Below are 13,441 nucleotides of genomic sequence, written 5' to 3'. Positions count from 1 at the left end.
TTCGGGTGCGCGTCCCGACAAAGCCCGACAGACTGAGAAGGTCCACCTGGCACCGCTGCCAGGTGAGGTCGGGGGTCTCGAGGTTCCGTTTTCGGAAGGTGGGTCAGTGGCCGAGCAACCACGGCTGTGGCACGTGACCGTGACCGTCGCAGGCGACGCGGTCGAGCCCTTGGTGGTGCGCAACGCGCTTCGCCGGCTCAACGAGCAGCACCCCTTCCTGCACTCCTTGAAGTACGCCGGCGGCCGCGCCGAGATCCAGTACTGGGAGGAGGCCGAGTCGCTGCTGGACGCCTCCTCGCTCGCGTTGCGGATCTGGAACGAGCACCGCGAGTCGGCCGGGCTGCCGCGCTGGGAGGTCGTCGGCCTCGAGGTGCTCGAGCGGGCGGTCTACCTCAGCCGCGGCATGGAGTACGCCGTCATCGTGGACCTGCACGACGTGACGCCGCTGCCGTTCTGAGCCGGGCGCGCCTACGCTTGAGCCATGAGCGAACCGCCTGTCGATGCCGTCGAGACCGTGGCGCGTCGGGCCCGTGAGGCCGCCGCGGAGCTGTCGCTGGCGACCCGCGCGACCAAGGACGCCGCGCTGCTGCTGATGGCCGACCTCCTCCAGGAGTCGGTCGAACGGGTGCTGGCCGCGAACGCCGAGGACGTGTCGGCCGCGGAGCAGGCCGGCACCGCCGCCGCGCTCGTGGACCGGCTCCGGCTCGACGAGGCCCGGGTGGCGGCGATGGCCGAGGGGCTGCGCGAGGTGGCCGCGCTGCCGGACCCGGTCGGCGAGGTGGTCCGGGGCTCGACGCTGGCCAACGGCCTGGAGCTGCGTCAGGTCCGGGTGCCGTTCGGGGTGGTCGGGATCATCTACGAGGCCCGGCCCAACGTGACCGCGGACGCGGCCGGCATCTGCCTCAAGAGCGGCAACGCGGTGCTGCTGCGGGGCTCCTCGACCGCGTCGCGGTCCAACCAGGCCGTCGTCGAGGTGCTGCGCGAGGCCGCCGTCCGGGCGGGGCTGCCGGCCGACGTGGTGCAGCTGGTGCCCGGCGCCGGGCACGAGCCGGCCAAGCGGCTGATGCGCGCCCGCGGGCTGGTGGACGTGCTGATCCCGCGCGGCGGCGCCGGGCTGATCCGCTCGGTCGTGGAGGAGTCCACGGTGCCGGTCATCGAGACCGGGGTCGGCAACTGCCACGTCTACGTCGACCGCGACGCCGACCTCGACCAGGCGCTGGCGATCGTCCTCAACGCCAAGACCCAGCGGCCGTCGGTGTGCAACGCCGCCGAGTCGCTGCTGGTGCACGCCGACGTCGCCGAGGAGTTCCTGCCGCGGGTGGTGACGGCGCTGCAGCAGGCCGGCGTCACGGTGCACGGCGACCCGGCGTTCGCCGCGCAGGACGGGGTCGTCGCGGCCACCGAGGAGGACTGGGGCACCGAGTACCTCTCCCTCGACATCTCCGCCGCGGTGGTCCCCGACCTCGACGCCGCCCTCGCCCACATCCGCCGGCACTCCTCCGGGCACAGCGAGGCGATCGTGACCCGCTCGCTGGAGGCCTCGCGCCGCTTCACCGCGGCCGTCGACGCCGCGGCCGTGCTGGTGAACGCCTCCACCCGGTTCACCGACGGCGGCGAGTTCGGCTTCGGCGCCGAGATCGGCATCTCCACCCAGAAGCTGCACGCCCGCGGCCCGATGGGGCTCCCGGAGATGACCTCCACCAAGTACGTCGTCGTCGGCGACGGGCACGTCCGCTGACCCGGACGGTCCCGGTCGGCGAGCGGCGCTCCCGGCTGGCCCGGCGGCACCTGCTGCTGCCGCGGGACCGGGTCGACGACGTACCCGCCATCGCCGACGCGCTGGTCGCGCTGCACTCCACCGACCCGGTCACGGTCTTCCTCTCCGCGATGGTGCGGATGCGGCGGCCCTCGATCGCCGCGGTGGAGCAGGCGCTGTACGACGACCGCAGCGTGGTGCGCCACCACGCGATGCGGCGGACGCTGTGGGTGGCGACCCCGCCGGTGGCCCGGACCATGCACGCCGCGGCCACCCGCAGGGTGGCCGGTCAGGAACGGCGGCGCACCCTGAGGCTGCTCGCCGACAACGGCGTCGCCGACCCGGAGGCCTGGCTGGCCGACGCCCGGGACCGGACGCTGGCGGCCCTGGAGGAGCACGGTCCGCTGACCGCCCGGCGGCTCGGCGAGCTGGTGCCCGCGCTGCGCCACCCGCTGGCCATGTCGCCGGGCAAGCCCTACGCCACGACCGCCGCGGCCCACACCCGGGTGCTGCTGGGGCTCGGCTTCGAGGGGGCGGTGATCCGGACCCGGCCCTCGGGCTCCTGGGTGAGCGGCGCCTACGCCTACGCCGCCACCGACACCTGGATCAGCCCCGGGCTGGACGGCGCCGGCCCCACCGACCCGGTCGACCCGGTCGACCCGGCCGAGGAGAGGCGGGCCGCCGTGGAGCTGGCCGACCTGTGGCTGCGGCGGTTCGGTCCGGGCACCACCGCCGACCTGCAGTGGTGGGCGGGGTGGACCACGGCACTGACCCGGCACGCGCTGGAGGGCTGCGGCGCGGTCCCCGTCGACCTCGACGGAGCGCCCGGCTGGGTGGCCGCCGACGACGAGGCACCGGTCGGCGACGCGGGGCCGTGGGTGGCGGCGCTGCCCTCACTGGACCCGACCACGATGGGCTGGAAGCAGCGGGCGTGGTACCTCCCGGACTCCTGCCACGAGGCCTTCGACCGCAACGGCAACGCCGGCCCGACGCTCTGGGTGGACGGCGAGGTGGTCGGCGCCTGGGGGCAGCGGCCGGACGGCGAGCTGCGCAGCCACTACTTCGTCGACGTACCGGCGCGGCGCCGCGCCGAGCTGGACGCCGAGCTGGACCGGGTCGCCGGGATGCTGGCCGAGCACCGGGTGAGCGTGCGGTTCCCCGGCCGGATCCACGCCACGCTGCTCGGCTGAGGAGTTGCCGGTGCCCCGGCCCCGGGCGACGACTAGGGTTCGGGCCATGACCGCCACCGAGAGCGCGGGGGCGCCCGAGGCTGACGTCTGGACCGATCCCGCTGCCGAGCGCATCGCCACCTCCGCCACCGTCGTGACCGCCGTGCGCACCGTGGCCTCGGTCGCGCTGGCCGGGGTGGCCGCCCGGGAGGGCAGCCTGACGCTGCTGGTGGTCGCGCTGGTCGTCTACTGGGTCGGCGACATGGCCGACGGGCTCGTCGCGCGGGTGCGCGGCTGCGAGACCCGGATCGGGGCGGTGCTCGACATCCTCAGCGACCGCTTCTGCGCGGCCGCGTTCTACCTGGGGCTGATGTGGCTGCAGCCGGAGATGGCCGCCCCGGTGCTGGTGTACCTCGCGGAGTTCATGGTCGTCGACTGCTTCTTGTCGCTGGCCTTCCTGGCCTGGGCGGTGCGCAGCCCCAACTACTTCTACGTCATCGACCGGCCACTGTGGCTGTGGAACTGGTCCAAGCCCGGCAAGGCGGTCAACTCGGCGCTGTTCGCGGTGATCCTGCTGGTGACCGGGATGCCGTGGCTGGGCCTGGTGATCGCGCTGGCGCTGCTCGGGCTGAAGTGCGCCTCGCTGGTGCGGCTGGCGCGCATCGGGCTGCCGGTGCCCGCACGGTAGGCTGTGCGCCATGTCGCCAGCGTCGCCCCTGTCCCTCGTCACGACGATCGTCCCCGGCCTGTCCGAGGTCGCCACGTCCGCTCCCGCCGTCAACCCCTACCTCGTCGGTGTCGGCACCTTCATCGTGCTGCTGGCCCTGATGGGCGCCCTGCTGGCCTTCGGCCGCGGCCGCGACCACTCCTGACCGGCTGCGATCCAGATGACGGTGGCGAGTGGCTGACGCGGGCAGCTCCCGGGCCGCGACGGCCCGACGCGTCGGCGTGATGGGCGGCACCTTCGACCCGATCCACCACGGCCACCTGGTCGCGGCCAGCGAGGTGCAGGCCTGGTTCGACCTGGACGAGGTGGTCTTCGTCCCGACCGGACAGCCCTGGCAGAAGACCGAGCGCGAGGTCTCGCCGGCCGAGGACCGCTACCTGATGACGGTCATCGCGACCGCGTCGAACCCCCGCTTCCGGGTCTCGCGCGTCGACATCGACCGGGCCGGCCCGACGTACACCATCGACACGCTCCGCGACCTGCACGCTCAGATCCCCGGTGCCGAGCTGTTCTTCATCACCGGCGCCGACGCCCTCGGCAACATCTTCACCTGGCGCGACGCCGGCGAGCTGTTCGACCTCGCTCACTTCGTCGGCTGCACGCGGCCCGGCTACGACGTCGCCCCGACGCTGCTCGACAACATCCCCGGGGACCGGGTCACGATGGTGGAGATCCCCGCGCTGGCGATCTCCTCGACCGACTGCCGGCACCGCACCGCAGCAGGCGACCCGGTCTGGTACCTCGTGCCCGACGGCGTCGTCCAGTACATCTCCAAGTACGACCTCTATCTGCCCCACCAGCCAGTAGGAACCCTGTGACAGCCACCGCACACGCCCTCGAGCTCGTCCGCACCGCCGCCCAGGCGGCCTCGGACAAGCTCGCCGAGAACATCATGGCCTTCGACGTCTCCGAGCAGCTCGTCATCACCGACGCCTTCCTGCTCTGCTCCGCGCCCAACGACCGGCAGGTCAAGGCGATCGTCGACGAGATCGAGGACCGGTTGCGCGACCTCGGCGCCAAGCCGCTGCGCCGCGAGGGTGAGCGCGACGGCCGCTGGGTGCTGATCGACTACGCCGAGATCGTCGTGCACGTGCAGCACGAGGAGGAGCGCTCCTTCTACGCCCTCGAGCGGCTCTGGCGCGACTGCCCGCTGATCGAGCTGCCGTCCACGGTGACCTCCGGCCGCGGCGAGTGAGCCGCGACCTCGACGCCCCCGCACCGGGCGCGGGCGGGGTCGCCGGCGGCCCCGGCCGCCGGCTGGTCGTCGTGCGCCACGGACGCACGGCGTGGAACGCGGCCGGTCGGGCCCAGGGCCACGCCGACGTCGCGCTGGACGGGCTCGGCCATGCCCAGGCGGCCGCGGCGGCGCCGTACCTCGCCTCGCTGGGACCGACCCGGATCTGGACCTCCGACCTCGCCCGGGCCCGGCAGACCTGCGGCTACCTCGAGGAGGCCACCGGCGTCGTCGCCGAGGTCGACCCGCGGCTGCGTGAGTTCGGCGTCGGGGTGCGGCAGGGGCTGACGATCGCGGAGTTCGCCGAGCGGTTCCCCGCGGAGCACGCGTCCTGGGCCAGCGGCGACGGGAAGGTCCGGCTGGAGGGCGCGGAGCTGCCCGACGAGGTGCTCGCGCGGATGCTCGCGGCCCTGGGGGAGTGCCTGGCCGGCCTGGAGCCGGGGGAGACCGGCCTGGTCGTCACCCACGGCGCCTGCCTCAAGGTGGGCGTGGTCGGCCTGCTCGGCTGGCCCGCGAGCCTGGCGCCGACGCTGCGCGGGATCGACAACTGCGCCTGGGTGACCCTCGAGGAGCTCGACGCCGGGGGCCCCCTGCGGATGGGCGGCTACAACGAGTCGGTGCGGCCCGGGCACACCGCGCCGCAGCGGCTGCCCGACGAAGGCTGAGCCCGGAGGGGTCGCGGCCGCACCCCCGATTTCGCATCCGGGGAGTGGGTTGGCTAAGATTCCCGAGTTGCCCGCAAGGGTGGCGGGGCTGTGGCGCAGCTGGTAGCGCACCTCCATGGCATGGAGGGGGTCAGGGGTTCGAGTCCCCTCAGCTCCACTTCGACGGACGGCCTGCGAACCGCAGGCCGTCCGTTCTTTCGTCGTACGGCGGCCCGGGCCCCGGACGACCCGGGTCAGGTCAGCCGGTGCGTCCGGTGCGCCGCGAGGGCTGCTCGGCGTGGCGCGCCCAGCGCAGCCGGTCGGTGCCGAAGCCGGCGGCGTGCTCGCCGTCATGGCCGTCCGGTCGCCGGCACAGGTAGTGCGGCGAGTACAGGTCGCGGCAGGAGTCCTGGTAGGACGTGTAGGCGAACTCGAGGTCGAGGCGGTCGTCGATTCTCATCACAGGCTCTCTGGTGCGCGGTCGGCCCCCGGAACAACGTGACAAGACCGATAATACCGACGCTCCGCCACCTCAGCGCCTCGTGACCAGACCACCGGGGCACGGGTGCGGGATCCCAGCAGGGCCGGCTCCCGCACCCGTGAGCGACCGCTACGAGATCATCCCGTGCGGATCGAGGACGTACTTGCGGGCCGCTCCCTTGTCGAAGTCGGCGTACCCCTCGGGGGCCTGGTCTAGCGGGATCACGGTCGCGTTGACGTTCTTCGCGATCTGCACGCGGTCGTGCAGGATCGCCATCATCAGCTTGCGGTTGTAGCGCATCACCGGGCACTGCCCGGTGGTGAACGCCAGCGACTTCGCCCAGCCGAGGCCGAGACGGATCGACAACGAGCCGACCTTGGCCGCCTCGTCGGCCGCCCCCGGGTCACCGGTGACGTAGAGGCCCGGGATGCCGACCGCGCCGCCGGCACGGGTGACGTCCATGACCGTGTTCAGCACCGTCGCCGGCCGCTCCATCTGCGCGTCGCTGCCGTGGCCGTGCGCCTCGAAGCCGACGGCGTCGACGGCACAGTCGACCTCCGGCTCACCCAGGATCTGCTCCACCTGGTCCTTCGGGTCGCCCTGCGAGACGTCGACGGTCTCGCAGCCGAAGCTGCGCGCCTGCTCCAGCCGCTCCTTCTGCAGATCCCCCACGATGACGACGGCCGCTCCGAGCAGGAACGCCGACGTCGCCGCCGCCAGGCCGACCGGACCGGCGCCCGCGATGTAGACCGTGGAGCCCGGCTCGACACCGGCGCTGACGGCCCCGTGGAAGCCGGTCGGGAAGATGTCGGAGAGCATCGCCAGGTCCCGGATCTTGTCCATGGCCTGGTCCTTGTCGGGGAACTTCAGGCAGTTCCAGTCGGCGTAGGGCACCAGCACGTACTCCGCCTGGCCGCCGACCCAGCCGCCCATGTCCACGTACCCGTACGCCGAGCCGGGGCGGTCGGGGTTCACGTTCATGCAGACGCCGGTCTTGCCCTCCTTGCAGTTGCGGCAGCGCCCGCAGGCGATGTTGAACGGGACCGAGACCAGGTCCCCCTGCTTGATGTACTCGACGCCGGGTCCGGTCTCGACGACCTCACCGGTGATCTCGTGACCCAGTGCCAGGCCGGTGGGCGCTGTCGTCCGACCGCGCACCATGTGCTGGTCGCTGCCGCAGATGTTGGTCGCGACGACCTTGAGGATCGCGGCGTGCGGCAGCTCGCGGCCCACGTTGGCGGGGTTGACCCCCGGGCCGTCCTTGAGCTCGAACGTCGGGTACTCGGTGGACTCGACGGCGACGCTGCCGGGTCCCTTGAAGATGACTGCCTTGTTGCCTGGCATGGACGTGTCTCCCTCCGCATGCTGCCTTCGACTCTCGACGGCAGCCGTACGACGCGACTCCTGGCGCGCCGGTCACGTGCCGACGCGGCGACCGGGGTCACGGGCCGGCGCGGCACGGTCGAAGCTGGTTCAGCTCCTGCTGGCTCAGGTCTTGCTGCGTGATCGCGCTCCTGCCGCGCCGCGCCGCGGGGTGGGCACCTCGGAGCCGGGGGACCCGGGCGTGCCGGTGTCCATCTCCGCAGCCGGAGTTCCCGACTCGGCGGAGGGTCCGATCGGCGGCACGGCGGCCACCGGGCGGGCCAGCAGCTCGTAGCTGAAGGCGGCCACGCCGGCACCGACGACGGGCCCGACGACGTAGACCCAGAAGTCGACCCACGGGGAGGATCCGCCGAACAGGTCGTTGACGACGTACGGGCCGAAGGACCGCGCCGGGTTGACCGAGCCGCCGGTGAACGGTCCGATGACCATGATCTCGGCGGCGACCGCGAGACCGATCAGGAAGCCGGCCCAGCCCGCCGGTGCCCGCCCGTCCACGGCCACCGCCATGATCGTGAACATCAGCAGGAACGTGCCGAGTGCCTCGGCGACCATGCCTTCGAGGACGGAGACCCCGCCACCGAGCGTGGTCACTCCGACCCCGCCGAAGTCGGTCGCCCGGTCGCCGACGTAGGCCACGATCAGCAGCGCGCCCGCAACGCCGCCGGCGAGCTGGGCGGCGACGTACGGCGCCACCTCCGCCCACCTGAAGCGGCCCACCGCGGCAAGGGCGATCGTGACGGCCGGGTTGATGTGCGCGCCCGACGTCGTCCCGAGGGTGTAGATGGCCAGGGCGACGACCAGCGCGAACGCCAGCGCGATGATGCCCAGCCCGGCGTAGTCGACGCTGCCGCCGCCGATGGCGAACGCCGCCACGACCGAGCCCGCCCCGAAGAGTACGAGCATCGCGGTGCCGAGGAACTCGGCCAGCACACGACGCAGGAGTGGTACCTCCATTGCTGCGGCCCCCTGTTCGCAGGTGGTCGGCGGCGCCGCCAGGGTCTCCCGGTTGATCCGGGGCGGGACCGCGAGGACGGCGGTGGCCGAAGGACTCCTCGACGCTAGGACCGGCCGTCGCGACCGGTCAACAGACAAAGCGCGCGAGTGCCGGACCGCTCGTTTGCGGCTCCGCGACGGGTCGGGGAGGGGCCTTGCGGCCGGGGCTCACTGCGTGGCGATGCCGGCCGCCTCGAGGGCGTCGAAGCCTCCCGCGTTCACCACGTCCTCGAAGCCCCGGGAGACCATCTGCTCGATCGCGGCCGCCGCCCGGGAGCCGCTGCGGCAGTAGACGACGAAGGTGTCGTCGGGGTCGAGGTCGCCCAGCTGGTCGAAGAAGTCGGTGTTCTGGAGGTCCAGGTTCAGCGCGCCCTCGAGGTGGCCTTCGGCGAACTCCTCTGGGGTGCGGACGTCGATCACCACCGCTCCGTGCTCGATGAGCGCACGGGCCTCGGCCGGCTCCACGGTGCGCCCGGTTGACCCGTCCGCACCCGAAGCCGTCTCGGAGGAGCAGGCGGTGACGGAGCCCAGCAGCAGCAGGGCGAGGACCGCGACGACCAGGCGCAGGGGGAGGCTCACGAGCGCCACCGTAGCCGCGCCGGCAGGCGTGAGCCGGCCCGGGTCGGGTACCCGGTGGACATGACCAGCCCCGCACCCTCCGACGGCGAGTCCAACCTCGACCCCCAGAGCGAGACCGTCAGCGCGCCCCACCGGGACACCTCCACACCCGTGCGCACCAAGCGCACCGGCCCGCTGGCCGGCGGCCTGGTGGCGGTGTGGGTCGTGCTCGGCGTGGCCCTGGTGGTGCTGGCCGTCGCCGCGCTCGCCTAGCCCGCGAGGAACAGCCGGGCCGCGGCCAGCGTCAGGCGTCGAACGCGGACGGCCGGGTGCCGGGCATGGTGGCCAGCAGCTCGCGCCCGCGGGCGGCGTACTTGTGCTCGACCAGGACCTCGTAGCGCGTGGCCACGATCTGGCTGACCGAGCTGAAGTCACGCTTGCCGCGCGCAGCGGCGTACCCGACGAGCGCCCAGATGACCCCGAACAGCGCGCCGAACAGCGCCGTGGACACGATCACGGCGAACGCCGAGCCGCTGTTGCTGCCGGTCGCGAACAGGGAGAAGATCAGGCCGACGAAGAGGCCCAGCCAGACCCCGGAGAGCAGGCCGCCGACCGCGACGCGACCGGTGGTGAGCCGCCCGGTCACCCGCTCGACCTGCTTGAGCTCGGTGCCGACGATCATGCAGTTCTCGACCGGGAACTCGTTGTCGGAGAGGAAGTCGACCGCCTTCTGGGCCTCGGCGTACTCCGCGTACACGCCGAGGGACTGCGGGAAGTCCAGGGTCAGCCCGGACCGGGGGATGCGCATGTTCGCCTGGCTGCTCATGACCTCATCGTCGCACCGTTCCCCAAGAGGAACCTGAGGCGAAAGCCCTCAGGTGATCGTCAGCCCGCCGTCGACGGCCAGCGTCTGCCCGGTGACGTAGCCGCCGGCGTCGCTGGCCAGGAAGACCAGCGCAGCGGCCAGCTCCGCCGCCTCGCCCTGACGGCCCGCCGGGATCCGCTGCTGCATCGAGTCCAGGTAGCCCGGTGGGTACTGCTCGGTCATCTCGGAGGCGAAGAAGCCCGGAGCGAGCGCGTTGACCCGGATCCCCTTGCGGCCGGTCCACTGCTGGGCGAGGTCGCGGGTCAGGCCGATCAGCGCCGCCTTGCTCGAGGCGTACGCCGCCTGCGGCAGCCCGGCCGTGGTCAGGCCCAGGACGCTGCTGATGTTGATGATGCTGCTGCCCGGACGCATCACCCGACCGCACGCCTGCGCCATCCAGTAGCACCCGTTGAGGTTCACCTCGATGACCCGGCGGAACTCCTCGGGAGACTCCCGGGTGGCCGGCACGGCGGTGCCGACGCCGGCGTTGTTGACCAGGACGTCGACCCGGCCGAGCTCCAGCATCGCGGCGTCGACGAGCCGCTGGCAGTCGTCGGGGTCGGCGACGTCGGTGCGCATCGCGACCGCCCGCCGGCCGGCGTCCTCGACGAGCCGCCGGGTCTCCTCGAGCCGGTCGATCCGGCGGGCGCCGAGCACCACGTCGGCCCCTGCCTCGGCCAGGGCCTGCGCGAACGCGACGCCCAGGCCGGAGGAGGCGCCGGTGACGACGGCGACCCGGCCGTCGAGCCGGAACAGGTCCAGGACGCTCACCGCGCCACCTCCGCCGCCCGGCGGGCGCGCCAGGCGCTCGCCACCATCTCGTCCACGTCGTGGCGCATCCGCCAGTCCAGGTCACGCGCGGCCAGCTCGCCGGAGGCCACGATCCGGTCCGGGTCGCCGGGTCGTCGCGGCTGGAGCTCCGGGGTGAAGTCGACGCCGGTCACCCGGCGCATCGCGTCCATGACCTGACGGACCGAGAGCCCGTCACCGCTGCCGAGGTTGTAGACCGGCTCCAGCGGCCGCTCCTCGACCAGCGCCCGGGCGGCGGCCACGTGGGAGAGCGCCAGGTCGGCGACGTGCACGTAGTCGCGCACGCAGGTGCCGTCCGGGGTGTCGTAGTCGGCACCGTAGATCTGCGGGGTCCGGCCCTCGAGCAGCGCCTCGATCACCAGCGGGAACAGGTTGTGCGGGCTGGTGTCGTGGATCGTGTCCGAGCCGGAGCCCACCACGTTGAAGTAGCGCAGCGACGTGTGCCGCAGACCCGTGGCGACCGCCTGGTCGCGCAGCAACCACTCGCCGACCAGCTTGCTCTCGCCGTACGGCGACTCCGGCCGGGTGGGGCTGGTCTCGGTCACCAGAGGCTCCTGCGGCGTGCCGAACGTGGCCGCGCTGGAGGAGTAGACGATCTTGTCGACGCCGACCACCTGCATGGCCTGCAGCAGGTGCAGCGTCCCGGTGACGTTCTGCTCGAAGGTGTGCAGCGGACGCTGCACCGAGACCCCGGCGTACTTGAAACCCGCCAGGTGCACCACGCCGACCACGCCGTGGGTGCGCATCGCGCCCACCAGCAGCTCGGTGTCGAGGACGCTGCCCTCGACGAACGGCACCGTCTCGGGCACGAACCCACGGTGCCCGCTGGAGAGGTCGTCGATGACGGCGCACTCGAGCCCTTCCTCGAGGAACGCCCGGACCACGTGGGCCCCGATGTAGCCGGCTCCGCCGGTGACCAACCACGTCACGCCTGCACTCCTGGGTCCTCGGGGGTCCCGGAAGACCGCGGGACCCGTTCGAACTGCCTGAGTCGCCGACCCTAGCCGGTCGCCGGCGCCCGCCGACGGACACGATCTGGCCGCGGCAGGCATGAGTCCGCGGTGTCGGGGGAAGGACCACCTCGACGGGCTCCGTGCACACCAGAGGAGGCGGCTCATGATCATGGCTGCGGACAGTCAGCTCCAGCTCGATGCCAGCTGGGTCGACTACGGGCTGATCGCGCTGTACTTCGCCTTCGTCCTCGGGATCGGGATCCTGGCCCGACGATCCGTGTCGAGCAGCCTGGACTTCTTCCTCTCCGGGCGCTCGCTGCCGGCGTGGGTGACCGGGCTGGCGTTCATCTCGGCCAACCTCGGCGCGGTCGAGATCATCGGCATGTCGGCCAACGGGGCCAACTACGGCGTCCCGACCGTGCACTACTTCTGGATCGGCGCGGTCCCGGCCATGCTGTTCCTGGGCGTGGTGATGATGCCGTTCTACTACGGCTCGAAGGTGCGCTCGGTCCCCGAGTTCATGAACCGCCGGTTCGGGCCGACCGCCCACCTGGTCAACGCGATCAGCTTCGCCGTGGCCCAGCTGCTGATCGCCGGCATCAACCTGTTCCTGCTGGCGAGCGTGGTCGACGCGCTGCTCGGCTGGCCGCTGTGGGTCTCGCTGATCGCCGCGGCCGCGATCGTGCTGACCTACACCGCGCTGGGCGGGCTGTCGGCAGCGATCTACAACGAGGTCCTGCAGTTCTTCGTGATCGTGGCGGCGCTGCTGCCGCTGACCCTGGTGGGGTTGAAGAAGGTCGGTGGCTACGACGGCCTGAAGGAGAAGATCACCGCCACCTCCGGTGGTGCCGAGCAGCTCTCGTCCTGGCCCGGCACGGCCCTCACCGGGATCGAGAGCCCGCTGCTCTCCGTCATCGGCATCGTCTTCGGACTCGGGTTCGTCCTCTCCTTCGGCTACTGGACGACCAACTTCGTCGAGGTCCAGCGGGCGATGGCGTCCAGCTCGATCTCGGCGGCGCAGCGCTCGCCGATCATCGGTGCCTACCCCAAGATGTTCGTGCCGTTCATCGTGATCCTGCCCGGCATGATCGCCGCGGTGCTGGTCAACGAGATCGCCCAGCCCAAGGCCCAGGGAGGCAGTCCCGACTACAACAACGCCTTGCTCTACCTGATCCGGGACCTGCTGCCGAACGGGATGCTGGGGGTCGCGATCGCGGGTCTGCTGGCCTCGTTCATGGCCGGGATGGCGGCGAACATCTCGGCGTTCAACACCGTCTTCTCCTACGACCTGTGGCAGGACTACATCGTCAAGGACCGCGACGACGACTACTACACGCGGGTCGGCCGGATCGCCACCGTCGGCGCCACCCTCGTGGCGATCGGCACCGCGACCTTCGCCGCGCAGTACGAGAACATCATGAACTACCTGCAGACCCTGTTCGGCTTCTTCAACGCCCCGCTGTTCGCCACCTTCATCCTCGGAATGTTCTGGAAGCGGATGACCCCGACGGCCGGCTGGGTCGGGCTGGTCAGCGGCACCGTGGCCGCGGTCGCGGTCGCGGTGCTCAGCGAGGACACGCTGGGCAGCCTCTCGGTGGGGGTGCTGCCGCTGAGCGGCCAGGGCGCCAGCTTCGTCGCCGCCGGCGCCGCGTTCTTCGTCGACCTCGCGGTCAGCATCGTGGTCAGCATGGTGACCAAGCCCAAGCCGGAGTCGGAGCTGCGCGGCCTGGTCTGGTCGCTGACCCCGAGGTCCGACTACCACCAGGAGGACCCCGAGCACCTGTCGTGGTACCAGAAGCCCACCCAGCTCGCCGGCGTCGCCCTGGTGATCGTCATCGTCCTCAACATCCTGTTCTGGTGAAGGAGCC

The 13,441-nt window shown here is 72.1% G+C and carries 17 protein-coding genes and 1 tRNA gene; 11 read left to right on the top strand and 7 right to left on the bottom strand.

The window, feature by feature from the left end; all coding sequences use genetic code 11:
* The first annotated feature begins 106 nt into the window (after window positions 1-106).
* From H9L09_RS02655 to H9L09_RS02615, 9 genes are all read left to right on the top strand, one after another.
* On the top strand, window positions 107-457 hold the full coding sequence (locus tag H9L09_RS02655; RefSeq protein WP_187579223.1) for a hypothetical protein: 351 nt from the start codon (window positions 107-109) through the stop codon (window positions 455-457).
* 24 nt (window positions 458-481) lie between these two features.
* On the top strand, window positions 482-1,738 hold the full coding sequence (locus H9L09_RS02650; RefSeq protein ID WP_187579222.1) for a glutamate-5-semialdehyde dehydrogenase: 1,257 nt from the start codon (window positions 482-484) through the stop codon (window positions 1,736-1,738).
* A gap of 149 nt (window positions 1,739-1,887) precedes the next feature.
* Window positions 1,888-2,946, top strand: coding sequence for a winged helix DNA-binding domain-containing protein (locus tag H9L09_RS02645; RefSeq protein ID WP_187581053.1), 1,059 nt, complete (start codon window positions 1,888-1,890; stop codon window positions 2,944-2,946).
* Window positions 2,947-2,992: 46 nt separating this feature from the next.
* A complete protein-coding gene (locus H9L09_RS02640) occupies window positions 2,993-3,613 on the top strand; it encodes a CDP-alcohol phosphatidyltransferase family protein (protein WP_187579221.1) in 621 nt (206 codons plus the stop codon).
* A 10-nt stretch (window positions 3,614-3,623) separates the two neighbouring features.
* Entirely contained in the window at window positions 3,624-3,797 is a 174-nt protein-coding gene (locus tag H9L09_RS02635) for a hypothetical protein (protein WP_187581052.1), read from the top strand.
* 79 nt (window positions 3,798-3,876) lie between these two features.
* Complete coding sequence (gene nadD / locus H9L09_RS02630) at window positions 3,877-4,470, top strand: nicotinate-nucleotide adenylyltransferase (protein WP_187580629.1); 594 nt, start codon at window positions 3,877-3,879, stop codon at window positions 4,468-4,470.
* Window positions 4,467-4,847: a ribosome silencing factor gene (gene rsfS / locus H9L09_RS02625; protein WP_187579220.1), complete on the top strand. Its 381-nt coding sequence runs from the start codon at window positions 4,467-4,469 to the stop codon at window positions 4,845-4,847. The genes nadD and rsfS overlap by 4 nt, the downstream gene beginning before the upstream one ends.
* The gene (locus tag H9L09_RS02620) at window positions 4,844-5,551 is read left to right on the top strand and encodes a histidine phosphatase family protein (RefSeq protein ID WP_187579219.1); all 708 of its coding nucleotides are present in this window, start codon (window positions 4,844-4,846) and stop codon (window positions 5,549-5,551) included. The genes rsfS and H9L09_RS02620 overlap by 4 nt, the downstream gene beginning before the upstream one ends.
* Window positions 5,552-5,635: 84 nt before the next feature.
* A tRNA-Ala gene (locus tag H9L09_RS02615) sits at window positions 5,636-5,708 on the top strand.
* An 81-nt stretch (window positions 5,709-5,789) separates the two neighbouring features.
* Here the strand turns inward: H9L09_RS02615 and H9L09_RS02610 are convergent.
* The 4 genes from H9L09_RS02610 to H9L09_RS02595 form a co-directional block, all read right to left on the bottom strand.
* Window positions 5,790-5,990 carry a hypothetical protein gene (locus tag H9L09_RS02610; protein ID WP_187579218.1) on the bottom strand — a complete coding sequence of 67 codons (201 nt, stop codon included), beginning with the start codon at window positions 5,988-5,990 and terminating at the stop codon, window positions 5,790-5,792.
* Between the two features lie 150 nt (window positions 5,991-6,140).
* Window positions 6,141-7,355 (bottom strand): formaldehyde dehydrogenase, glutathione-independent, encoded by a 1,215-nt coding sequence (gene fdhA / locus H9L09_RS02605; protein ID WP_187579217.1) that lies wholly within the window; start codon window positions 7,353-7,355, stop codon window positions 6,141-6,143.
* A 144-nt stretch (window positions 7,356-7,499) separates the two neighbouring features.
* Entirely contained in the window at window positions 7,500-8,348 is an 849-nt protein-coding gene (locus H9L09_RS02600) for an MIP/aquaporin family protein (protein ID WP_187579216.1), read from the bottom strand.
* Window positions 8,349-8,555: 207 nt separating this feature from the next.
* Window positions 8,556-8,966, bottom strand: a complete 411-nt coding sequence (locus H9L09_RS02595) for a rhodanese-like domain-containing protein (RefSeq protein WP_223164188.1) — start codon at window positions 8,964-8,966, stop codon at window positions 8,556-8,558.
* 60 nt (window positions 8,967-9,026) lie between these two features.
* Between H9L09_RS02595 and H9L09_RS02590 the strand changes: the two genes are divergently transcribed.
* Window positions 9,027-9,218, top strand: a complete 192-nt coding sequence (locus tag H9L09_RS02590; protein ID WP_187579215.1) for a hypothetical protein — start codon at window positions 9,027-9,029, stop codon at window positions 9,216-9,218.
* Between the two features lie 31 nt (window positions 9,219-9,249).
* Here the strand turns inward: H9L09_RS02590 and H9L09_RS02585 are convergent, their stop codons facing one another.
* The 3 genes from H9L09_RS02585 to galE are packed head-to-tail and all read right to left on the bottom strand — an operon-like array spanning window position 9,250 to window position 11,549.
* On the bottom strand, window positions 9,250-9,771 hold the full coding sequence (locus tag H9L09_RS02585; RefSeq protein ID WP_187579214.1) for a YflT domain-containing protein: 522 nt from the start codon (window positions 9,769-9,771) through the stop codon (window positions 9,250-9,252).
* 48 nt (window positions 9,772-9,819) lie between these two features.
* A complete protein-coding gene (locus H9L09_RS02580) occupies window positions 9,820-10,581 on the bottom strand; it encodes an SDR family NAD(P)-dependent oxidoreductase (protein ID WP_187579213.1) in 762 nt (253 codons plus the stop codon).
* Window positions 10,578-11,549 (bottom strand): UDP-glucose 4-epimerase GalE, encoded by a 972-nt coding sequence (gene galE, locus H9L09_RS02575; protein ID WP_187579212.1) that lies wholly within the window; start codon window positions 11,547-11,549, stop codon window positions 10,578-10,580. Before galE ends, H9L09_RS02580 begins: the two co-directional genes overlap by 4 nt.
* A 193-nt stretch (window positions 11,550-11,742) precedes the next feature.
* On the opposite strand from galE, the gene H9L09_RS02570 reads away from it, so the two are divergent.
* Complete coding sequence (locus tag H9L09_RS02570; protein WP_223164187.1) at window positions 11,743-13,434, top strand: sodium:solute symporter family protein; 1,692 nt, start codon at window positions 11,743-11,745, stop codon at window positions 13,432-13,434.
* Window positions 13,435-13,441 lie beyond the last annotated feature (7 nt).

This window comes from Nocardioides mesophilus, from assembly GCF_014395785.1.
GTDB lineage: Bacteria > Actinomycetota > Actinomycetes > Propionibacteriales > Nocardioidaceae > Nocardioides_B > Nocardioides_B mesophilus.
The sequence above is the reverse complement of the archived record's forward strand: the minus strand, read 5'-3'. Positions and strand labels throughout refer to the sequence as shown.